Raw genomic sequence first — 21,029 nt, forward strand, 5'->3', positions numbered from 1 at the left:
TGTTGCGGACACTGGTGTCTGGAGTTTTCTTTGTGAGTCCACAATAAGAGTGCCCTAACCCCCTTTTTTAAGAGGGGAACCGGATTATCCTCAAATTCCCCCTGATTAAGAGGGATTTAGGGGATCGAGACTTCACCTTTTTGATGATTAACGGCAGCTTTGGTCGAGAAGTTTTAATATAGAGAATGGCTTTAAATTTTCTGATGACCTATGTCTCCTACTTCCGTTTCTCAGGTGTACTCTTCTGGTAATTCCAAGGGTGCGAATCAGTCTCGCAAGACTGCTGCTTTGGCTGTTGAGTCGGGTAAAATTCCGCCCTTGCTGGGGGCGAGTTTAGCTGAGTTAACGGAGTGGGTGCAGCAGCAGGGACAACCGGCTTATCGCGGAAAGCAGTTGTACCAGTGGATTTATGAGAAAGGTGCGCGATCGATCTCTGACATTTCTGTATTCTCGAAACAGTGGCGCGAGACTGTTGCTAAAATCCCGATCGGGCGATCGACCATTCATTTGCGATCGGTCGCACCAGACGCCACGGTAAAGTATCTCTTAAAATTGGCAGACGGTCAAATCATTGAAACAGTCGGCATTCCCACCGATAAACGGCTGACTGTCTGCGTCTCCGCCCAAGTTGGCTGCGCGATGGGCTGCGACTTTTGCGCTACCGGAAAAGGCGGTTTCAAGCGCAATTTAGAAGTAAACGAAATCGTCGATCAAGTCTTGACAGTACAGCAAGACTTCGGCCGCAGAGTCAGCCACATCGTATTTATGGGAATGGGCGAACCCCTGCTGAATTTCGATAATGTTGTAGCTGCTGTCAAGTGTTTGAATCAAGACGTAGGAATTGGACAGCGAAACATCACCATTTCGACAGTCGGAATTCGCAATCGCATCAGCCAACTAGCTGAACATCAACTGCAAGTTACCCTCGCCGTCAGCCTCCACGCTTCTAATCAAAGATTACGCGAAGAGTTAATTCCTAGCGCCCGCCCTTATCCTTTGGGTGAGTTAATCGCAGAATGCCGTGAATATGTGCGATCGACGGGGCGCAGATTAAGTTTTGAATACGTGCTTTTAGCTAATGTAAATGACTTGCCGGAACACGCAGCCGAGTTAGCAAGTCAGTTGCGCGGTTTTCAGTGTCATGTCAATTTGATTCCTTACAATCCGATTCAGGAAGCTGAATATCAGCGACCGACTCCCAATCGAATTAACAGTTTTGTTTCGGTTTTGAAGGAGAAGAAAATTGCAGTTAGCGTCCGGTATTCTCGCGGCTTAGAAGCAGATGCTGCCTGCGGACAATTGCGGGCTTCTGAGGTTGAGAATTGAATTTTTAACTCCTAAAAATTGTCGTAGGATGCGTTAGACCTGAGATATTGCACCATTCTCAATTAGCCTTTTGCGGGCGGGCAGGATGCCCACCCCACAAGAAGAAAACTCCGTCTTTGTGGAAGAGGCATCTTGCCTGTTCTTGAGAATGGTGCAAGATGTGAGTTAGACCGCGTTATTTTATCAATCATCCATAAACTACTTTGTAACGCACCATACTAACTCTCTACAAGCGTTTAACAAGTATCCACCGCAACTCCAACGGCGGCGTTTCTTGCACAGAAAATAAATCGCGCCCGCTGGCCCAACTCACAAACCAATGAGTCGGCGGCCACGCAGACTCCGGCAAATGTTTTTGTTCGTATTCAATCACAGATTGATCAGAAATAATTTCTAACGGCAAACCCTCTATTGCTGCTTGCAATTCTTGTCTGGTAATCAGATAAGACCAACACAATTCAGACATTTGTTTTGCCATCTCGTCCGGTTCGTACCCATCTACAGCTAAGAAAGCACTGAATAATATAAACCCGCCGCTTAAAACAGCATCTGACATTTTGCCGAGGAAAAGACGAATTTGTTCGGGGTAGCGGAAATGAGAGAGAACTTCGGTAGCAATTGCTAATTTGTACCGATAAGTTTTCATCCTCAATAATGGGTCTAAAACGTCGCCTTGGGTGACATTTATGGGCAAGTTTTCGGCGGTTGCTGCTGCTGAGAGTTTCTCGGCAAATATGGGCGTTAGTTCGATCGCATCCACGGAATGACCTAACCTTGCTAAAGGCAAACTATTGCGCCCTGGGCCCGCACCAACATCTAAAATAGGTGCTTTTCCCGGTTCGCCTAATTCGGCGGCAGTGGCGATGACTTTGGCATCGGGATGGCTACCGAATAAAGGTTCGGGGCGAATATCTGGCCAGCTATGATATTTCTGGGCCATTGATTCGACTTGAATCTTGGTATTCAGAGTAATGCCGCCGGCTAAACCGCTTTGGGAATTAGCGGGAAAATATGAGACTATGAGATTAGCGTGGGGGGAATTTTTGAATCCTTCTGCTAAGGCGTTGGCGATTAATGTTCGCAAGTTTTCGGTTTGGGCAGCGTCGATGTTTTGTCCGAGAATGTTTAAGAAGTCTGACAGTAATTTAAGATAGTCTTCTAGCATTGATGGCAAGCAAGGCAGATAGAATTCTCCCTTGATGCCCATGCTCTTTTTGAGCCTTTCTTTGAGAATTAATTTCAGGCGATTGGAGTCAGTCAACGGCGGGCCTGTTGCGGGTGATTCGCTGACGGGCCATTCCGGGGAAGATGCGGCACTGGTGAGGTTTTTAGTCACAATATTTTTGATTAGATTCGGCAATAAGTGCGATCGCACCGAGCATAATCTTGTGTTCTTGCACCTGAATTCTCGCGTGCAGTGTTTCTGCGGTATCATCAGGCAATACTGGCACAGCAGCCTGCATTAAAATCGGCCCGCTGTCTACTTCTAAACGGGCGATATGCACGGTACAGCCGGTGATTTTAACCTTGGCAGCTAGTGCTTGCTCGACGGCGCGAATTCCTGGGAAACTCGGCAGTAAGCTGGGGTGAATGTTAATAACGCGATCGGGAAAAGCATCAAACAAAACTTTGGTAACAATTCGCATCCAACCCGCCATCACTACCCATTCTACATCATATTCTTGAAAAGTTTTGACAATTTTTGTATCTAATTCTTCGCGGCTTTTGCACTCGCGGTGATTGAGCAGAATCGAGGGAATGCCGTATTTTTCTGCTCTGGCTGCGGCTTTGGCTTCGGGGTTGTTGTAAATTAATACTGGGATTTGAGCGTTGATTTTTTGGTTTTGGATGGCTTGGGCAATTACCTCGAAGTTGCTGCCGCTTCCTGATGCTAAAACTCCTAATTTTAATGGAGGATGAGCCGGAGATATCGCACTTTGGCTAATCTCAGGAGAAATCAGGCAGGAATTGGAATTAACAGATACTGGATTAGCGGTCATAAAGATAAAAACTATTCACTCGTATTCTACTATATAGCAATCCTAAATGATTTGCAAAACCATACGCTAGAAAGATGCTTGCACTACAAGGATTCTGATATCGATCAATTTTGCGACTGATTTAGGACTGCTATAGAGGTAAAGGGTAAGGTGTGCTTCGGCGCACTCTACATCGAGATATTGGCTCATTCCTAAGTATATTTTATTCTGTGACTTAATGATTCAACCCTATTCTACAATGTTACTAAAAAACTCTTCCCTTAGAAGCGAATAAATTTTGAGATCCCAATATCTGCCTTTCACAAATAGCTGCTGTCGCAATATCCCTTCCAATTGCATACCCACTTTTTCCATCACCCTAGCTGAAGCAATATTGTTAATTTCACATCGAGCCACAATTCGATTCAGCAACATCTCGCGAAAACCGAATTCAATAACGGCATTGACAGCCTCGCTCATGTATCCTTCGCCCCAATATCTCTTAGAAAGTGCGTAGCCAATTTCCGCGCGGCTGTGCGTCATGCTCCATTCCACAAATCCGCAAGTACCGATAAATTTTTTCTCCGCTTTGTGGACAATTCCCCAATCTACCAGCTCTCGTCGTTTGTACATTTTTGTAAGTGACTTGAGAAAGTATTTAGTGTCTTCTAGTGAGGTGTGAGTTGACCACATTGTGTATTCTGATACTTCGGGGTTGCAAGCATATTCAAACATATCGCTAGCATCGTTTAAAGTAATCTTTCGGAGCAGGAGCCTTTCAGTTTCTATAGTGGGTAAATGAGCTAATATATCGAGAAGGTTCATTTTGACATTGACCTATATTGTGATACCATTTAAAACTAAAAGCTAAAATTTACAAGCCAATGGTTCGGATAAAATTTGGGCGTTTTAACTGGTTGGATAATGATACGATCGCAGCTTGGACTTTCCTGGCCCCAGCTTTGCTGTTTCTGGGTACTTTTTTGATTTGGCCGATCGCCTATTTATTTTACCTCAGCTTTACCAGCGGCAGCTTTACCCAGTCGGGAGTGCGTTGGATTGGCTTCAACAACTACTGGCGTCTAGTCACCAACCCGGATTTCTGGCAAATTCTCCAAAATACGCTCTATTTTACTACCGCAACAGTCATTCCCAGTTTAGTGATTCCATTGGGCTTAGCAGTTTTGCTAAATCGCTCGTTTGCTTGGCGAGGAGCTCTCCGCACCGCTTATTTTATTCCTTCGATTACCTCTTTAGTGGCAGTTGGCTTGGGCTGGCGGTGGTTGTTTCAAACCGAAGGCCCGGTGAATAATGCGCTAATGGCGATCGGCTTAAATCCAATTCCTTGGCTTAGCAGCACAGTTTGGGCAATGCCTGTGATAATTCTGCTCAGTGTTTGGAAACAATTAGGCTTTAATATGGTAGTATTTTTAGCAGGATTGCAAGCAATTCCGGTAAATCGTTACGAAGCCGCAGAATTGGATGGAGCTAATGCTTGGCAGCAATTTTTGTACATCACTTTACCCGGTTTGCGGCCGACTTTAGTATTTGCTACGGTTACTACTGCTATTTTTACCCTGCGGAGTTTCGAGCAAGTTTACGTCATCACTGGCGGCGGCCCTTTGAACTCTACTAATTTGCTAGTTTATTATATTTACGAGCAAGCTTTTTCGCAATTTGATTTTGGCTATGCAGCCGCTGCCGCAACTTTCCTGATGGCTGTAGCTTTGCTATTGGTCTATTTACAACTAAAAGTTTGGGGGGAAGATTCTTAATTAGGTTATGCGTAGTTGGACGCGCGAGAATTATAGCGGTAAGGCGCGCAGTGTGCACTATACATAGACAGGTTCTGCATAAGGGCTGAATTAACGGGATTCCCAATTACCAATTCCCAATTTTATACTCCATGTGCTCTGCTGTTTGTTCAGCTTGTGCTGTACCCAAAAGTTTGTCGACAACGTGCAAAGACATATCAATTCCCGCAGCAATTCCCCCAGAAGTGATGATTTTGCCGTTATCTACAAATCGCTGATTTTCGATAATAGTTGTGTTGGGCGCTAATTTTCTCAGTAACTCCAATGCGCGATGGTGTGTAGTTGCGGCTAAACCTTCCAACAAACCAGCTTTTGCCAAAAGCAGCGAACCCGTACAGACAGAAAGCACTAATTCTGTTGTTGGCGCACAATCTTTTATCCAATTAATAACTGCTAAATTATCGATTAACTTTCTTGTACCTTGTCCTCCCGGTACAATTAAAATATCCGGTGGCCGACAATCGGAAATGGTGCAGTGGGGATTTACACTCAAACCATTGCGGGCGTTGACAGCACCCGGATGTTCGGCTACGGTAGAGACTGCAAAAGGTCGCTCCCCCTTACTTAATTCTGATGTCACCGAAAACACTTCAAAAGGGCCTGCAAAGTCTAGTACCTCGACATCATCGAACATTAAAATAGCTACGTTCCTACTTGCCATAAGACATACTTCTGATAGAGGCCAAAAATCTCGGCGATTTGTTATCGTACAAATGGTATAATTTAAATCATTAAAGCTATGCCGAAAAAATTTCGCCATCGCGCTCTGAAACTCTGTATTTTGTGTCTGGCTTGTGCCTTAGCAATTGCTGTAGCGCCAATTTTTACGCCCGCTCAATCCACAAGTCAATTAGAATTTCGCATTACTCAATTAGAAAGTCAAATTTCTGAACTCAGAGGACAAATCTACAGTTTGCAGAATCAAGGTTCTAGAGTTAACAGGCCTCCGTCTCCTTCCGGTTCGGGTCGGACAAATGCTAGAATGCTGTCGGGAGACCCGATGTTTGACAATTTAGCAACTTTGGCAATTGAAACTAAGCAAGATGTTATTAAAATTCAAGAGCGGTTATCAAAGCTAGAATCGTCGAGAAATCGCTAAGTTAGTCAGTTGTCAGTTGTCAGAAGGAGGGGGGAAGAGGGAAGAAGGAAAAAGTCAGTAGTAATTAGTTAGAAAAATAAAGTCATATTCTCCCCAACTCAAAACTCCCAACTCTCCCCCTCTCCCTTTCTCCCATTCTCTGACGTTGAGGTCGAGAACAACAGGGTCTGCTAAAAGTTAACTTGCAGAACTATTCAATGATATGGAAATAAAAGGCTGCAACCACAAAATTGATGGCTAACAGCAACAGAAACCAGCCGGCCCGAAAGGGGTAAGGGAATTTGCCCGTTTTCATCACGGACTCGGATTTTAATTGGTTCTTCGCTATCTCTGGCATAGGTAAAGCTCCTAATTCATAATGTCACTCTATTTACAAATAGCAGAGAGCGTCGCACTTATGCACAATCCTCTAGAGTTATTTTTTGTAACAAGGAGTTTATAGCGAGTTGAATTGAGATTAATTTCAATCACTCTCTCCGGCGTGGTAAGAACTGCGGACGAGAGGCCCCGATCGCACGCGCTCAAACCCCATCTCCCGCGCGATCGACCCGAAACGATCAAATTCGGTCGGCGTCCAGTATTTACGCACTGGGAGGTGATCTAGAGATGGTCTCATGTATTGACCGAGGGTGAGCCGATCGCACTTGGCATCCCGCAAATCAATCATCGCTTCGACTATCTCGGCTTCGGTTTCCCCGTGCCCCAACATCAAACCGGATTTGGTGGGAATAGTTGGGTCATATTGCTTAACAATACGCAGAACCTCGATCGAGCGATCGTACTTCGCCCCCCTCCGCACCGGCCCTTGCAACCGACGCACCGTCTCAATATTGTGGTTGTAACAAGCCGGTTTAGCCTCCACCACCGTGCGAATCCGCTGTCGCTGCAACTCATCGAGCCCGGACTTCTCCCCCTCTGAACTCCTCCCCATTCCCCCCCAAAAATCCGGCGTCAGTACCTCAACTTCAGTATCCGGGTTAAGAAGGCGGATTTGGGCGATCGTCTTGGCAAACCAACCCGCACCCCCATCCGGCAAATCATCCCTCGCCACCGAAGTCAGCACCGCATAGCGCAAACCCAACAACTGCACAGCCTCGGCCACCTTGTTCGGTTCCTCCGGGTCTAGCGGCATCGGAGAATGACCTTTATCTACTTGACAAAAAGCACAAGCGCGGGTACAAGTCGGCCCCATCAACAAAAAAGTCGCCGTTTTTTGCGCGTAGCACTCGCCCCGGTTGGGACATCTCCCCTCCTCACAAATCGTGTGAATTTGCCGCTGTTTGATAATTTTTTGCACTTGCGAAAGTTCGCTAGCTTTGCCAACGGGCCTACGCAACCACTCCGGCATCGCCTCGATTTCACCGCGCATTTGGGCGGCAACTGCTTTGACAGTAGGAGTTTGAGGAGTTTGGCGCGACATAAAATTAAGTGGCGATTGAGTTAATTCCTTCGATCGTATCCGAAATCAAAGCCCCTGAACTTGTAGGAGTATCACCCGAAATCAGAATCGCGCCGAGGTGCAACAAAACTAAACTCGCCCAGAATTATGGGTAGAATTCTGTTAGGGATATACTGAAGGTTGCAAATCATCACTCATTCATTACTGAAGGAGTCAGTCGTGGCTGGTCAAAAAATCTTGGTAATCGATGACAGTAAAGTCATCCGCGTCCGAGTCCGAGAGATGTTGCCTCAGGGTAACTTTGAAGTTCTAGAAGCAAAAGACGGCGAAGAGGGACTCAAACTGATCCGTCAAGCCCGGCCAAATCTAATTATGTTAGATTTCCTACTGCCCAAAGTCAGCGGTTGGGAAGTGTATCAAAAAGTGCAAGCCCATCCAGAGCTTTCTAAGATACCTTTGGTGATCATGTCGGGCCGCGAAGAAGAGGTGATGGAAAAAATTCCGAAACCCTTTGAGAAGCATTTTTTTGCATTCATCGCCAAACCGTTTGAGAAGAAGCAGCTAACCGAGGCGATCAAATCGGCGATGGTACTGGCCAAAAAGAAACCAGTGCCGGAAGCCCCAGCAGCCGCCGCTGCACCCAGCTCCGGAGCGGGCGCGGGCGACATTCAGGCGATGACTGAGAAAATGGCGAAAATGCAAGCGGAAATTGATGCACTCAAAAAACAAATGACTCAGGTGATTACGATCATCAAGCAGAAATTGAAATAATTCTGCTGTTTTTTGAAGGCACTGATGTAGAAGGAAACTTCCACACCGTGAAACTTTCAGTTGAGTCTCAAAGGCTGCGATTTTATCGGCATTTTTTTGCCAAATTGTTTGAGCGAGTGCGATCGCCAACAGTCTGCAACTGGTTTCTCAAAATCCCAGTGAGACAATCAATTAAAAGTTAAAAATCAAATAAGGGAGGAAATTAATTATTAATTTATAGTATGATTTTTAATTCCCGCTCGTTCCCTCCTCAACAATCAACTCCTCAGTCTCATTTTTTTGGTTAATGACTAACGACTATTCCGATTTTTTGCCTCAACTCCGTGCCTCAACTGAGCAATTATTGAAAAGATTAGACTGCTTCGATCAAGCGCAGGTATTAGCGATCGGAGATTTGACCTTGGACGAGTTTCTTACCGGACAAGTAGAGCGAATTTCCCGCGAAGCACCTGTGTTGATTTTGCGCTACGAAAATACTCAGCAAGTACCCGGAGGTGGCGCAAATGCTGTCTATAATTTAGCCAAACTGGGAGGCAAAGTAAAAGTTGCTGGTTTGGTGGGAAAAGACGACCAGGGAAAGGCTTTGTGCGGTATTTTTGAGGCGGCGGGAATTGATACGGGTGGGATTTTAATCGATTCGCAGCGTCCAACTGTCACCAAAACTCGAATTTCCGGGCACGCGCGGCAGTCGGTGACTCAGCAAATTGTCCGAGTCGATCGCAAATCGGACGAGTTGCCGGATTTAGATTTGCAATTGCAATTGGCAGACTACATCCGGCAGCAAATACCGACAGTAGATGCAGTGGTTTGTTCCGACTACGGCGACGGAGTTTTGACGAATTTGGCGATCGAATCGGCAGTGGTTCCCGGCAAAACAATTGTAGACGCTCAAACAAATTTGCAGCGATATTCCGGAGCAATGTTATTTACCCCGAACTTGCCCGAAGCCGAGCAAGCCGTCGGATATGCCATCAAAAACCCTCAAACTTTAATGCAAGCAGGACGCGATTTATTGAACTTAACTCAAGCTCAAAAAATCCTGATTACTCGCGGCGAAGAAGGGATGACTTTGTTTGAAAGGGCGAACGGCGAAGAAATCAAAAATTCACCTTCTCCAACATCCATTTGTGAAAAAGGGGAATTTGCCATTCAAAGTTGGGACATTCCCCCTTTTAACAAGACTGATGTATTCGACGTAACCGGTGCTGGAGATACAGTTGTAGCAGCAATGACTTTAGCTTTGTGCGTTGGTGCATCGGGTTGGGAAGCGGCAGTTTTGGGAAATTTGGCGGCTAGTATTGTCGTGCGTCAATTCGGTACAGCAACGACAACAGCAGAGGAAATGAAAGAAGCTTTGAAAACGATGATCGATCACTAATCATTTGTAATGGGTGATTGATTATTACTTGTTCCCAGGCTCTGCCTGGTAACGTAGATCCGGAGGCTCAGCCTCCAACTTTCCCGATCACTTTTCGAGGCAGAGTCCCTGGATCTCGGTTCCCAGGCACTGCCTGAGAACCAGTTAAAATTCCCAATTCCCAATAACTACTTACTCTTTTTCAAAATTTGTCCTTTGTCATCAATTGTCAAACCGCTATTGGGAAAATCGCTCTTTGTCAAACGGTCAATCAACCCCACAGTCCTAAAATTGTTATCAACAGCCGGCACACCTCGCCCGTCAAGTTGGATGGGGATAATCTTACCAGAAACAAAATCCCCTTGCGGAGTCATTTTCACATCCAAAATTAGAGATTTACCGAGTGCTCCTGCTGTGGACAAAGTGCGATAACCCAAAAAATTTCCCAGCGAATAAGCAATCAATTTACCTTTATAAAGCTCCATAGCTCTGGTAACGTGCGGCCCGTGTCCCAAAATCAAATCGGCTCCCGCATCAATCATCGTCCGCGAAAACAAAACCATATTTCCCCGGTTTTCTCCGTAAAAGAACTCAGTTTTATTTCTCACATTCAGAGCTCCCGTTCCTTCAGCTCCAGCATGAACTGATATCACTACAATATCAGCGTTTTGCTTGGCTTTTTTGACAACTTCGGCTCCCGCTTTCAGTTCCAGCAAGGAATTGTGAACTTCGCCGTAGTTGCTGAAACCGATAAAGGCAAAATTCACACCCTTGACATTTTGATAAACAATTTGATCTCTTTTACCAACAGCCTTCATGCCGTTGCTGTCGATGTTTTTAATCGTGTCATTAAATCCCTGCTCGTTAAAATCGTAAGAGTGATTGTTGGCAACATTCAAAATATCAAAACCAACATCTTTGAAAATTTTGGCATAACTCGGAGGCGTCCGAAAGGCAAACAGTATTCGTCCGCCGCCTGCTTTGGAACTGTAAGGATAATCGGTCATCGTGCTTTCAAAATTGCCAAACAGAATATCAGCTCCTTTGAGGTAAGGTTTTACTGACTCTAATAGCATCTCTTTTTTTGCCGGCAGTTTGTTGTAGGGATAATTTGTGCCGGGGATCATGTCACCAACTGCTTTGATGCTGACAGTTGCGGGTACAATGGCAGGTTTTTTGGCAGCCGGGGAGGGCGATTTTGGAGCGGGAAGGGGTTTTGTTGCGGATGCAGGTGCGGGTGTCGAGATAGCTTTTTGTACCGCAGCCTTTGACGTTAGAGGGTTATTAGTAGCGGTGGTTGAGGATTTGTAAAGTTGAGAAGCCAGAACAAAGCCGGATATCGTTACGAGAATTAGACTCAGAGCACCGACTGACAGCCCCGATTTTTTAGTTTTAGTGCCTGCTAATTCTGGCTGCGGTGATGGCTTTTTCTGCCTTTGGTTTGGGGGTTGTGGAGTTGGGATTTTAGGGGGTTGGGGCGGAGATTTTTCTGGTTTTTGAGTGGGCGCCGTTGTGACATTTTGAGTTTTTTCTAGTTTGGGCAAAGTCACAGGAATGGGAGAAACGGCTACACTAGCGGCTACTGCTGCACTCGCAGCTACTGCGGCATTCACGGCAACTAACGCACTCACGGGTTCGGAAGTCAAGCGTTTTTTTAATTCTACCGTCTGAGTCCAAGCGGGCAATTGCTGGTCGTCGCGCCGCCCGTAAACTGTCACTGAGTAAAGGTTATTTGGTTGCAGCCGCTGCAACCCTTTGACTGCGACTCGGAGACAGGCTTCTTCTGCGGGTAAATGTTCTGCTTCCAGCAGCAGGTGCAGGGTGTCATTTTCCCGGCTGGCTTTAGCCGTGACGCCGAAGCTTTGGAGTGCTTGGCTGATCAGAAATGCGATCGCCCGGGCATCGCCTTCTTTTGCTAAATTTAAAATATCTTGTTGGCTCACAAATGCCTCTACTCTCACACTAGAAATTTAGCTCGATCTTATATCAAATTTGGCGGCCCAGGATTAAATACCGATTAATTTAGCTTAAATAAGGGGGTACAAATAAACAGAACGTAGGGAGAGGGCGCGTGCGTGAAACAGTCTACTCGCTCTCACTATAGCTCCTAAGTAAACTGGCCCCCAGTTCTACAAGATAGTATAATTTTTGGCCATTGCTGGCTGAATACAATATTTCCTAACGGTTATCTTAGTCGATCGCCCAAACACTTCTATCCGCCATAATTCCCCACCTTGAAATTAACCTTGGTCTAATCAGCGCTCTCTTTCTTAGCGCCAGAGAAAATCAGCACCGCTGAAATTAATCTTATTTACATTCCCGGACGGGCGGCCATCCATCAAGTTTTTTCACAAAAATACTTCGTTGCAGCCAACAGTTTCGGTAACAAAACCCGGTTTCTTCGATCGAGAGTGCGTCCTGGAATGTACTTAAAATATTCGGTTTAGCAGCCAAGAATACACTCAAAAACACAGTTTATCGTTTCCACTGCAAATACACCTTGTCCGACTGCCTGCCGTCCAGATTAAAACAAAAACGATCGAGCCGTAGGCTCGGAAGCTTGTTAAACTCTTGGTCATGCCACGCTATCCGTCAGAAATCGACGGCTAGCAACAATCGCCCGCCAGCGCCCCGGAGACCCCGTGGCGCTGCGCCTGCACTGCACGTAGCTAAGGCTCCGCTTGCTGAGGTGAGCTGCAATCCATTTTCTCGATGCCGCTTTATTCGCGGCCGCAGATGTAGCTCGTCTCAAACTAATTAGTTAAAGGACTTCCACGTCAATGACGCAATTGTGTTAATCATATCTGGCTCGCTGCCCTATCAAAACCGGGTTTTTTGCGAGTCTGGTGCTATTTGTGAGTTAGTTAAGCCCATAGCAGCTAGGATCGAGCTAACTCAAGGTTACACTAAAGCTCGTCATGCGGCGTTGCCTCTCAAAACCCGGATTGAGTCTTATGGCGCACTACCGCTCCTCTGTATGTTTGTTCACCTGCATTGCCTGTCTGGGCGCTGCGTTCAGTCCCAGTGCCGACGGAATGCAACAGGTACTAAATGCCTCCTACCGAGCTGTTTCCCCGGAAATTGCTCAGGCGAACTCTCCCCCGGACGATCGCCAGGACTCCAAGCCTGCCAAACCGTCTCCAGCGCCCTATAAAAACAAATCTCAGCCGTCCAAAACGTCCAAATCTAATTCTAAGATTCCGAAACCTATCTCCAATTTGATCGTCACTTTGTCTCGTCAGCGGGGGTTGTTAATGTTGGGTTTGGCAGCAGTTGTCGTCACGGCAGCGGCAGTATTTATCATGCTCAAATTAGTTAGCAGTGACGAGTCAAATTATTCTAAGCGAAGACGGGGAAGATTTGATCGCCACAACCAAAGGAACTCTCAATTTACTAATCCCGATTCTCCTACAAACTCGCACGCAATCACACAGCAAGAGGCTTCTTTTGGGCTATCAAAGCCGCTGTCAGCCTTGCCCTACCCTTTGGATTTGCCAAAAGACTACAGTATCGAGAATAGCGATCGACCTTTACCTTTTATCAGGGAATCCGGGGACCCCGAATCCCAGGATGGAGCAGTCGAGGGCGATCGAATTCATTCCGACACCTCGCCTTTGGACACTCACAGCAATGGGTACAGCGACACAGGTTTCAACATTCCCGAAACAACTAATCAAGGCGATTCCCTAGCGAGTCGCAAGAAAGATATTTCCCTTCCCGAAACGGATGGTAGACCTAAAGTTGATATTATTGAAGCACTGATTGAAGATTTGCAGCACCTAAATCCGGCAAAGAGGGGCAAAGCAATTTGGGAACTAGGTCAGCGGGGAGATTCCAGAGCAGTTGAGCCGTTGCTCGATTTGCTACCAAATTCCGACTCGAAGCAGTACAGTTTAATTTTGGCAAGTCTCTCGGAAATTGGCATTCGCACGCTCAAACCCATGAATAATGCGTGGTCAATTTCGCTGCAAAATGAAAATCCCGAAGTGCGTAAAAATGCAATTCGCGACTTGACGCGGATTTATGAATTGGTGAATCAAATCAGTTACTTGTTGCACCGTGCGACGGACGATCCCGATCCAGAAGTTCAGGAAACTGCTCGCTGGGCAATCAATCAGTTGAATCGCATCCGTCCGCGTCCTGGGAGGGATTGATAAATCTAGCAATTTTCACGTAATTTGAGATGGGAAATTAGAGAGGGGAGAATTGAGAATTTAGATTATGTTAGAATTAAGGACTACTGATTAATGACTACTGATTAATGACTAATAACTATTTAAAACTATTGTTCCTGTCAACTTCTGTCGGTCAACTAGGTTCAGGGTTGGGTGGCGGTGTCGAACTTACAGTCCTTAACATTGCTAAAGAATTGCAGAGTCGCGGTCATAAAATAGCAGTTGTAGCGCCGATAGATTCAGTCTTAGAATCAATTCCAGTAATCGAAATAACGGGTGATTTGCAAGTAACCGCCCAAACACAAGATTACAATCATCCTATTGTGATGCCCACAGATTCTGTGCTGGCGAATATGTGGGAATATACTCGCCAAGTTCAGGATGAATGGGATGTCATTGTTAATTTTGCCTACGATTGGCTGCCATTTTATTTGACACCATTTTTTAGGACTCCGATCGCACATTTGATCAGCATGGGCTCCCTTTCTGCTGCCCTCGATCGCATCGCCGGACAAACCGCAGTCCAGTTTCCTGGTACGATCGGAGTTCACACCGCTTCTCAAGCCAAAACATTCGCCTTTGCCGATGAATGTCAGTTGTTGGGAAATGGCATAGATTTATCCCTGTACGAATTTTGCAACCAACCGCAGTCTAAATTAGCTTGGCTAGGCCGCATCGCCCCGGAAAAAGGCTTAGAAGATGCAGTAGCAGCAGCGAAAATTACACGCATTCCCCTGAAAATTATGGGCAAAATGCAAGATGAGGATTATTGGCAAAAAATTTGTGCAGATTACCCGGATGCTCCGGTAGAATATTTAGGGTTTCTGACAACAACCCAAATGCAAGAGCAAGTCCGTCAGTGCCGAGCATTGTTGATGACACCACGTTGGGTGGAAGCTTTCGGAAATGTCGCGATCGAGGCTTTAGCGTGCGGTGTGCCCGTGATTGCTTACGAGCGCGGGGGGCCGGCGGAAATTGTTAGAGACGGACTGACGGGCTTTTTAGTGGAGCCTGATAGTGTAAATGGCTTGGTAGGTGCGATCGCCCGCTTAGACCAAATTGACCGCAGCGCTTGCAGGCGACAAGCAGAGGTAGAATATTCTTTAGCAGCTTTGGGCGATCGTATTGAACAGTGGTTCAACTCTATTCTAAAATTGAGTTAAATAAACTCTTAATCAACCACAAAAAAAGAAAACACAAAAAAACTATGGCAACCGAACGTTTAGTGCTTTTATCCAGTAGAGAAATAGAAAAAATGCGCCAAGCAGGCCGTTTAGCTGCCGAACTCCTGCTACATCTCGAACCAATGGTTAAACCGGGAGTAAGCACTCTAGAAATTAACGACGAAGCCGAACGTTGGACTTTGGCACACGGAGCAAAAAGCGCTCCCCTAGGCTATAAAGGATTTCCCAAATCTCTGTGTGCAAGCGTCAATGAAGTCGTCTGTCACGGCATCCCCAATGCTAAACAAATTTTGAGAGAAGGCGACATTATTAACATTGATGTAACACCTCTAGTTGACGGCTATCACGGCGATACTTCCAAAACTTTTTTTGTGGGCAAACCTTCACCTGTAGCTAAAAAGTTAGTTGAAGTAACCGAGGAATGCTTAAGAAGAGGAATTGCGGAAGTCAAACCGGGGGCTCGTACTGGCGATATCGGTGCAGCGATTCAAGAATATGCTGAAGCACAGGGTTTTTCGGTAGTGCGAAATTTTGCCGGGCACGGGGTTCACCGAGTCTTTCACACAGAACCGGAAATTTTGCACTACGGCAAGCGGGGCACGGGGAAGAAGCTCAGACAAGGCATGGTTTTTACGATCGAGCCGATGATTAATGAGGGCACTTGGGAAGTCGAAATTTTGGGCGACGGTTGGACTGCTATCACGCAGGATGGAAAGCTTTCGGCTCAATTCGAACACACTCTGGCTGTGACTGATTCTGGGGTGGAAATTCTGACTTTGCCTTAATTGTTGACGGTTAACGGTTGACGGTTGACTGTTAACGATTGACTTCGCTCAGGGCAATGTTGTGGTTGAGGGTTAACTTGTATTGGTCATTGCTGATTAATCAATTGTTGGCTATCAATTATTTAAAGAAGCTAATAGGGAAAGCTTTCAACAGCTACAAGTTTATCAACTAGCTGAAAAAAGATTAAACGAAATATGGTTTATTGTTAAAAAATGGGACGAGTTTACGAAGGATACGATGGGCAAACAAATAGTGCGATCGGCTGATAGTGTGGGGGCTAATATTGCAGAAGGACATGGACGCTATAGCTGCCAAGATAATCAGCGTTTTGTGAAAATTGCCCCAGGTTCATTAAACGAAACAAGACACTGGTTAAGACTTGCCTACACCCGCAATCTTTTAACTCAAGAACATATCGATCGGCTGCATCCTTTATTAAATAAATTTTTACCAAAACTTAATGCCTATCTTAACTAACTAAAACACAAAGCCAACAGTCAACAGTCCACAGTTAACAGTTAACAGTCAACAGTCAACAATCAACCTAATGACTAACATTAAATGGCTGCAACCGGGAGATTTGCTGCGGGTAATTGCTCCCAGCGGCACTCTGCGAGAATTAAGTACCTTTGAACGCGGTGTAGAAATTTGGAAATCCCGCGGCTATCGAGTTGAATTAAGTCCCGGTTTTGACGATCGCTGGGGCTATTTGGCCGGTTCCGATGAAAACCGCGTCCGACAGCTAGCAGATGCCCTCAATGACCCGGATTGTCGCGGTATTCTCTGTGTTCGAGGCGGTTTCGGCAGCACTCGACTTTTGGAAAAAGGAAAAGTGGGAAAGGCGGAAAATTCCCAATTTCCAACTCCCGATTCCCATTCGCCGAAATGGTTAATCGGCTTTTCCGACATTACTGCTTTGCTGTGGAATCAGGATAAATTGGGCGTTTGGGGCGTTCACGGGCCGATGCTGACAACTTTGGCTGCTGAACCGGATTGGTCTGTCGATCGACTTTTTGACTGCATAGAAGGTCGTCCCTTACAATCTTTGCAAGGTAAAGGATGGGGCGGCGGACAAGCCACCGGGCGGCTGTTTCCGGCGAATCTGACGGTGGCTTCTCATTTGCTCGGAACCCCCTATCAACCGGATTTGACCGGGGTTATTCTCGCATTTGAGGATGTTTCCGAGGCTCCTTACAGGGTCGATCGAATGTTGACTTTGTGGCGGATGGCGGGGGCTTTCGCTGGGGTGCGGGGCATTGCTTTGGGGCGCTTCAGCCGCTGCGAGATTGACCCGAGTATTCCCAGTTTTAGCATTGAAGAGGTTTTGCGCGATCGGCTGTCGGACTTAAATATTCCCATTGTCTCGGATTTGCCCTTCGGCCACGAGGGGGTTAACGCTGCTTTACCCACGGGAATTATGGCGAGTCTCGACGCTGAATCGGGATTGCTGATTTGCGGCGATAAATCGCAACTTTAGATTAAGGATCAACGTCTGTAACTTTAGCTTGAGATTTTGCACCCGCTAAACAGCCCTGGGGTTGGGTGAGGTTGACACGGTTGGCAGAAATTACATTTAAAATGGATTGTGTATGCAAATGTCGGCACCAAAAAAGCAAAAAGATTTTAAAATTTTAGAGAGGTTGATATGAAACAACACAACTTGTTAAACAGTATTGCTGCCGCAGTCCTAGTTACGGGATTGGCACTTACAGGGATTTCCTCAAGTGCAGTTGGCGAACAGATACGGAATAACGATCGCATAGATGGAGTAATTCGCCGCACTTCCCCGATTTACCGTTTTCGCAATATGTGGGTTCCGGGCTCTCCGACGGAAGAATTGCGGGGCCAAGAATACACATTCAGCGCTCGCGAAGGCGATAACATTGAAGTGTTTTTAGACACAGATAGAAGTCGCGGTTTTACTCCCGTAATGGTGCTGTTTTACGGGAACAACAAACAAGTCGCTTTTACGCAAGACGGTTCTTTTAATTATCAAATTCCCCGTAGTGGCGATTACAAGCTTTTAGTATTAGCAAAAGATGCTGCCCGAGGCGGTAGCTACACGCTGGAAGTTGCGGGAATTGATGGGGGCGACACACGATCTCGCAATTCGCGGGACGATGGGTACACAAGGCGAGATGACGGTCGAGATGACAGAGCACAGCTTCTGCAAAATGATTTTGGCTTGCGGTCTGTTGATTGTCGCGAGAGACGTTCTATGGTGAGAGTAAGGTTCGACGATAATAATCAAGACTCCACTTACTGCGCTGTCCCGACTAGAAACTTTCCAGCGGGAGATTATTACTACAATTCGCGGACTAGAGATTTAGATTCGGCGAGGGTGAATGATAATAGTAGGTTCGATCAGAACCGCGATCAATGTCGGGTAGTGGTGGGCGGAGTTTGTGTGACGAGGTAAGTAGGTCAAACTGTAGCGCGGAATCAGAAACCCGGTTTCTTCGTAGAAACCGGGTTTCTGACCTTATACACAGGATTTATACCAGTCCTTTATATACGAGTCGATTTCTGGCTATCGCCTCACTTTCTTTGGCAATGACAAAATACACATTTGTACACACAAGGATTTTGTCAAAAAGGACGATCGCACAATGGTAAGCTACCAAAGGCATTGAAATATCTAAGGTAGAGAAAAGTTAAGATGTCGGCATTAAATGAAGTTCCCTTGTTGTTGCGGGCAGCCCGCGGCGAAACCCTAGACCGCCCGCCCGTGTGGATGATGCGCCAAGCCGGCCGCTACATGAAGGCTTATCGAGATTTGCGAGAAAAGTATCCCTCCTTTCGCGAACGTTCCGAAATTCCCGAAGTTGCGATCGAAGTTTCCCTTCAGCCGTGGCGCGCGTTTCAACCCGACGGCGTAATTCTGTTTTCCGATATTGTCACCCCCATGCCGGGTTTGGGAATCGACATGGACATCGCCGAAGGCAAAGGCCCGATTATCCACGCACCCATCCGCACTCAGCAGCAAATCGACAACCTGCAACCGCTGAACCCGGAAGAAAGCTTGCCGTTTATCAAAACAATCCTGAAATCCCTGCGCGAGGAAGTCGGCAACAAATCCACCGTGCTCGGTTTTGTGGGCGCGCCCTGGACGTTGGCGGCCTATGCCGTTGAGGGCAAAGGTTCTAAGGATTATGCCATCATCAAAAACATGGCATTTTCCGATCCAACTTTACTGCATCAGTTGCTATCGAAATTTGCAGATGCGATCGCAGTTTACGTGCGCTATCAAATCGACTGCGGCGCGCAAGTAGTGCAAATGTTCGACTCTTGGGCGGGCCAACTGTCGCCGCAGGACTACGACACCTTCGCTCTACCTTACCAGAAACAAGTATTCGAGCAAGTCAAAAAAACCCATCCCGACACCCCGCTAATTCTGTTAGTCACCGGTAGCGCCGGCCTCCTCGAACGCATGACAACATCCGGCGCTGATATCATCAGCGTCGATTGGACAGTGGATATGGCCGACGCGCGCAAGCGTTTGGGCCCCAATATGAACGTTCAGGGAAATCTCGATCCCGGCGTATTGTTTGGTTCTCAACCGTTTATTCGCGATCGAATTCTTGATACAATTCGCAAAGCTGGTCATCGCGGACACATCCTCAATTTGGGACACGGCGTATTACCGGGAACTCCGGAAGATAACGTGCGTTTCTTCTTTGAAACCGCAAAACAAGCCGACAAATTGCTTGCAGTTGCTGCTTGAAATTGATTTCGATTCTAGAATTCGATTAACTGGTTCCCAGGCTCTGCCTGGTGAACCCATATCCAGAGGCTCTGCCTCGCGTAAAATGGAGGCAGAGCCTCCGGATCTGCGTTACAAGGTCAGAGCCTGGTAACGAGTAACAATTTAATTTTTGTGGAACAGGCATCTTGCCTGTTCTTGAGAATGCTGCAAGATGTAAGTTTAATTGCATCTGATATTTGTAGGGACACCGCAATGCCGTCTCCCTACCGCCCTTAAAAGCGTCAAATCCTCCCTCTTCCCCTGCGGCAAAATGAACTCCAAAAAAATTTTTGTGACGGGTGCAAGTGGCTGTATCGGTCACTACATGGCCGAAACTTTGATTCAAGATACAAACCACGAACTTTACCTATTAGTTCGCAACCCCGAAAAATTAAAATTTGACTGGAAAGCTCGCCCCGGCATTAATATCATACAAGGCGATATGCGAGATATCGATCAACACGCCGAACTTCTGCAAACAATTAATGTCGCAATTTTAGCTGCCACTGCTTGGGGAGGAACTCAAGAAGTTTTTGATGTTAACGTAACCAAAACTCTCCGCCTAATTCAACTACTTTCGCCACAAACTTGCCAGCAAGTAATTTATTTTTCAACGGCTAGCATTCTCGGTCGAGACAACAATTTGCTGAAAGAAGCCGGGGAACTGGGAACAGATTATATTCGCTCGAAATACAACTGCATGGTGCATTTGTCAGCCTTGACAAATGTGCCTCCGATTACGGCACTTTACCCGACATTAGTATTGGGAGGAGACGCAGAAAAACCCGTCTCTCACTTGTCATCTGGCTTGCCGCTTGTGGCGAAATGGATTGGTTTGATTCGCTGGTTTAAGGCAGACGGAAGTTTTCATTTCATCCACGGCGCGGATATTGCTAAAGTAGTTTATTATTTAGTTGAGCATCCGCCTGCTTCTGAGGAACCGCGACATTTTGTGCTAGGAAATCCAGCGATTACAGCTAACGAAGTTGTTGCACAAGCTTGTCAGTATTTGAATAAAAACATATTTTTTCGGATTACTCTGTCACCTTGGCTAGCCAATTTCTTTATTTGGCTGTTCCGAATTCAGGTGGCTGCTTGGGATAGATTTTGCATCAGCTACCGCCATTTTACTTATCAGAATCTTGTGAATCCCGAAAGCATAGGGATGCCTAGTTACTGTGGCACAGTTGCCGATATGTTAAGAACTAGCGGGATTCCCGATAAAAATGTAAAGTAGCGCATACACTCCGCACCAATAATCGGACGGGCTAGAAGCCCATCCCACAATCTTTCTTGTGGGATAGGCTTCTAGCCCGTCCCTAATTATTTTTGCGCTTCTCAAATCCCATGCCACAAGAAAAAAAATTTGTGGGATGGGCTTCTAGCCCGTCCCT

Annotated in this window: 20 protein-coding genes; 13 read left to right on the plus strand and 7 right to left on the minus strand. The window is 46.4% G+C overall.

Going from position 1 to position 21,029, the window contains the following annotated elements; translation table 11 throughout:
• Window positions 1–210: 210 nt before the first annotated feature.
• Window positions 211–1,326 (plus strand): 23S rRNA (adenine(2503)-C(2))-methyltransferase RlmN, encoded by a 1,116-nt coding sequence (rlmN, locus tag QUA40_RS08500; protein WP_333123954.1) that lies wholly within the window; start codon window positions 211–213, stop codon window positions 1,324–1,326.
• Between the two features lie 226 nt (window positions 1,327–1,552).
• Here the strand turns inward: rlmN and QUA40_RS08505 are convergent, their stop codons facing one another.
• From QUA40_RS08505 to QUA40_RS08515, 3 genes are all read right to left on the minus strand, one after another.
• Window positions 1,553–2,662 (minus strand): class I SAM-dependent methyltransferase, encoded by a 1,110-nt coding sequence (locus QUA40_RS08505; protein WP_333123956.1) that lies wholly within the window; start codon window positions 2,660–2,662, stop codon window positions 1,553–1,555.
• Window positions 2,655–3,326, minus strand: coding sequence for a phosphoribosylglycinamide formyltransferase (gene purN, locus QUA40_RS08510; RefSeq protein ID WP_333123959.1), 672 nt, complete (start codon window positions 3,324–3,326; stop codon window positions 2,655–2,657). The genes QUA40_RS08505 and purN overlap by 8 nt, the downstream gene beginning before the upstream one ends.
• Before the next feature lie 228 nt (window positions 3,327–3,554).
• Entirely contained in the window at window positions 3,555–4,130 is a 576-nt protein-coding gene (locus tag QUA40_RS08515) for a GNAT family protein (RefSeq protein ID WP_333123961.1), read from the minus strand.
• A 59-nt stretch (window positions 4,131–4,189) separates the two neighbouring features.
• Here QUA40_RS08515 and QUA40_RS08520 point away from each other — a divergent pair, with 59 nt between their 5' ends.
• Window positions 4,190–5,080: a sugar ABC transporter permease gene (locus QUA40_RS08520; RefSeq protein ID WP_333123963.1), complete on the plus strand. Its 891-nt coding sequence runs from the start codon at window positions 4,190–4,192 to the stop codon at window positions 5,078–5,080.
• Window positions 5,081–5,186: 106 nt separating this feature from the next.
• Here QUA40_RS08520 and QUA40_RS08525 read toward each other — a convergent pair whose 3' ends face one another.
• Window positions 5,187–5,780, minus strand: a complete 594-nt coding sequence (locus QUA40_RS08525; RefSeq protein WP_333123966.1) for a DJ-1/PfpI family protein — start codon at window positions 5,778–5,780, stop codon at window positions 5,187–5,189.
• 78 nt (window positions 5,781–5,858) lie between these two features.
• Here QUA40_RS08525 and QUA40_RS08530 point away from each other — a divergent pair, with 78 nt between their 5' ends.
• Window positions 5,859–6,218 (plus strand): hypothetical protein, encoded by a 360-nt coding sequence (locus tag QUA40_RS08530; protein ID WP_333046471.1) that lies wholly within the window; start codon window positions 5,859–5,861, stop codon window positions 6,216–6,218.
• A gap of 190 nt (window positions 6,219–6,408) precedes the next feature.
• Here the strand turns inward: QUA40_RS08530 and QUA40_RS08535 are convergent, their stop codons facing one another.
• Both QUA40_RS08535 and lipA read right to left on the minus strand, forming a co-directional pair.
• A complete protein-coding gene (locus QUA40_RS08535) occupies window positions 6,409–6,555 on the minus strand; it encodes a photosystem I protein PsaX (protein WP_333046472.1) in 147 nt (48 codons plus the stop codon).
• A gap of 126 nt (window positions 6,556–6,681) precedes the next feature.
• Window positions 6,682–7,638 carry a lipoyl synthase gene (gene lipA, locus QUA40_RS08540; protein WP_333123968.1) on the minus strand — a complete coding sequence of 319 codons (957 nt, stop codon included), beginning with the start codon at window positions 7,636–7,638 and terminating at the stop codon, window positions 6,682–6,684.
• A gap of 198 nt (window positions 7,639–7,836) precedes the next feature.
• Here lipA and QUA40_RS08545 point away from each other — a divergent pair, with 198 nt between their 5' ends.
• Window positions 7,837–8,388 carry a response regulator gene (locus QUA40_RS08545; protein WP_333123971.1) on the plus strand — a complete coding sequence of 184 codons (552 nt, stop codon included), beginning with the start codon at window positions 7,837–7,839 and terminating at the stop codon, window positions 8,386–8,388.
• Window positions 8,389–8,674: 286 nt separating this feature from the next.
• Window positions 8,675–9,766, plus strand: coding sequence for a PfkB family carbohydrate kinase (locus tag QUA40_RS08550; RefSeq protein ID WP_333123973.1), 1,092 nt, complete (start codon window positions 8,675–8,677; stop codon window positions 9,764–9,766).
• Window positions 9,767–9,933: 167 nt separating this feature from the next.
• On the opposite strand, the gene QUA40_RS08555 is transcribed toward QUA40_RS08550, so the two are convergent.
• Window positions 9,934–11,688, minus strand: coding sequence for a CapA family protein (locus tag QUA40_RS08555; RefSeq protein ID WP_333123975.1), 1,755 nt, complete (start codon window positions 11,686–11,688; stop codon window positions 9,934–9,936).
• A gap of 1,011 nt (window positions 11,689–12,699) precedes the next feature.
• Here QUA40_RS08555 and QUA40_RS08560 point away from each other — a divergent pair.
• The 8 genes from QUA40_RS08560 to QUA40_RS08595 all read left to right on the plus strand — a co-directional run bounded on the left by QUA40_RS08560 (window position 12,700) and on the right by QUA40_RS08595 (window position 20,872).
• Window positions 12,700–13,899 (plus strand): HEAT repeat domain-containing protein, encoded by a 1,200-nt coding sequence (locus QUA40_RS08560; protein WP_333123977.1) that lies wholly within the window; start codon window positions 12,700–12,702, stop codon window positions 13,897–13,899.
• 107 nt (window positions 13,900–14,006) lie between these two features.
• The gene (locus QUA40_RS08565) at window positions 14,007–15,083 is read left to right on the plus strand and encodes a glycosyltransferase family 4 protein (RefSeq protein WP_333123979.1); all 1,077 of its coding nucleotides are present in this window, start codon (window positions 14,007–14,009) and stop codon (window positions 15,081–15,083) included.
• A gap of 44 nt (window positions 15,084–15,127) precedes the next feature.
• Window positions 15,128–15,889: a type I methionyl aminopeptidase gene (gene map / locus QUA40_RS08570; protein ID WP_333123982.1), complete on the plus strand. Its 762-nt coding sequence runs from the start codon at window positions 15,128–15,130 to the stop codon at window positions 15,887–15,889.
• 103 nt (window positions 15,890–15,992) lie between these two features.
• Complete coding sequence (locus tag QUA40_RS08575; RefSeq protein ID WP_333124046.1) at window positions 15,993–16,367, plus strand: four helix bundle protein; 375 nt, start codon at window positions 15,993–15,995, stop codon at window positions 16,365–16,367.
• 70 nt (window positions 16,368–16,437) lie between these two features.
• On the plus strand, window positions 16,438–17,367 hold the full coding sequence (locus QUA40_RS08580) for an LD-carboxypeptidase (protein ID WP_333123984.1): 930 nt from the start codon (window positions 16,438–16,440) through the stop codon (window positions 17,365–17,367).
• Window positions 17,368–17,535: 168 nt separating this feature from the next.
• Entirely contained in the window at window positions 17,536–18,309 is a 774-nt protein-coding gene (locus tag QUA40_RS08585) for a hypothetical protein (RefSeq protein WP_333123987.1), read from the plus strand.
• 240 nt (window positions 18,310–18,549) lie between these two features.
• On the plus strand, window positions 18,550–19,614 hold the full coding sequence (hemE, locus tag QUA40_RS08590; RefSeq protein WP_015178097.1) for a uroporphyrinogen decarboxylase: 1,065 nt from the start codon (window positions 18,550–18,552) through the stop codon (window positions 19,612–19,614).
• A gap of 292 nt (window positions 19,615–19,906) precedes the next feature.
• Window positions 19,907–20,872 carry an NAD(P)-dependent oxidoreductase gene (locus tag QUA40_RS08595; RefSeq protein WP_333123989.1) on the plus strand — a complete coding sequence of 322 codons (966 nt, stop codon included), beginning with the start codon at window positions 19,907–19,909 and terminating at the stop codon, window positions 20,870–20,872.
• Window positions 20,873–21,029: the final 157 nt, after the last annotated feature.

The sequence above is a fragment of the Microcoleus sp. Pol11C3 genome, assembly GCF_036701485.1.
Taxonomy (GTDB): Bacteria; Cyanobacteriota; Cyanobacteriia; order Cyanobacteriales; family Microcoleaceae; genus Microcoleus.